At 63.4% G+C, this 1468-nt stretch carries 1 protein-coding gene and 1 pseudogene; both read right to left on the bottom strand.

Annotated features, from left to right (window positions below; genetic code table 11):
- Positions 1–223: 223 nt before the first annotated feature.
- On the bottom strand, positions 224–574 hold the full coding sequence (locus G4D87_RS37705) for a DUF2019 domain-containing protein (protein ID WP_163787584.1): 351 nt from the start codon (positions 572–574) through the stop codon (positions 224–226).
- A pseudogene (locus G4D87_RS37700) lies at positions 571–1277 on the bottom strand (AHH domain-containing protein); the annotation flags it as partial. The pseudogene G4D87_RS37700 and the gene G4D87_RS37705, both read right to left, overlap by 4 nt.
- Between the last annotated feature and the right edge of the window lie 191 nt (positions 1278–1468).

Here is a 1468-nt window from a genome sequence, read left to right as displayed (position 1 = left end):
TACCGCACGGGAGTCAGCGTCTCTCAGGCAGCCATGCATCAACTCCGCCTCGTCCGCTCAGACTTTCATGGGGACTGGAACTACGTCCTCAAGCCCAATTCGGATAAGTAATTTCTGATCGGGCCCTAACCGTGTGCATCCGCCACGGGATGCACACCGCGACGACGGCCTCACCCCCCCTGAACGGTTACGTTACTGCAAGCCGACCGACAATGAAGACGTCCTAACCAGGGTCCAAGGACCAGGCTCCTTCTTCCCAGCGCTTCAACGCCTCGGAGGCCGCGAAGGAAACAAGGCCCTCCCCCTGTGCTGCTTCCTTCAAGACCGCCTTGGCCTCCTCCGTTCTATGACGAAGGAGGAAGGCTGCCGCCTTGACTCGAACGTCCATGCGAGGATGTATGAACAGAGCTGCGAGTGCATCCCTCCCAGGGTTGCCATGCGCGCACAGCTTGTCGAATGCCGCGTTCACCTTCTTGGCGTGCTTGTTTCCGGTCTTCGCGTCTCCCCGCCAGATCGCATCGGTCTGGGCTGCGGAGTGCTGAGCGAATGCATCTACGAGCTTTTCGAGACTCACTTCCGGACTCCCCAAATCCCCTTCTGCACCTTCTGGATAGCCTGCAATCCAAACTGGCGCTGGGCCTCACAAGACTGCGTGCTCAACCACCGTCGCACCGTCAAGCTCCTCGAGCCGGTGATTTCCTGTTGAATCGAGGAGTAGAACCCGCTCACGCGCGTGTGCAGTCCTTCCTCCAGTGGGATGACGTTCTCGGTGTTGTGGATGGCACGGGGACCGAATCGCTCCACGTTGCCAGGAGTCTGCTCGACGATGTGGTGCCACTGCTTCCTACGACGGCCACCGCACGCACCTGTCCTACATTCGCCAGGTTGATGCCTACGCCTGAGGCCCCTGCTACCGCTGCCTCCGTGAAGCGGGGCAACATCGACAACCGCGAGGCCAGCCACGCGGCGCCCCCGGTCATGCCCTGGCTCACCACCACGGTGACCGCGAGGACGAAGACGCGCGCCACCTCCGGGCCGACCCGGTTGGCGAAGCGCTGACCGGCCTGCTCCAGTTCCACCCACGTCGTGGCCAGGTCGGCGGCCCCCTTCAACTCCTGGCTCGCGTCCACCACCTCCAGGAAGGTCTCCACTCCCAGGTAGATGAGCAGGACCGCCGAGACGATGGCCGCCACCTTGGTGAACACCGGCTCGGGGTTGGCTGCCAAGACGGCCCAGGTGACGAGGCCCGTGGCGATGACGGTGTAGAAGAGCTGGGGGTAAGCGTTCAGGTGGGATGAGCGGTTGAAGAAGGAGCAGGCCAGCAGCCGACGGTAGGCTCGTCGCTCGCTGACGCGGCGTGGGGCATGGGACACGGCGTGTCGTGGCCGAGGTCGACCCCAAGGATGCGCGCATCGCGGAGCTCGAGCGTCAAGTCGAGGAGCTGACTCGACTGGTGCAGGAGCTGCGG

The sequence above is a fragment of the Myxococcus vastator genome, from assembly GCF_010894475.1.
GTDB lineage: Bacteria > Myxococcota > Myxococcia > Myxococcales > Myxococcaceae > Myxococcus > Myxococcus vastator.
The sequence above is the reverse complement of the archived record's forward strand: the minus strand, read 5'-3'. Positions and strand labels throughout refer to the sequence as shown.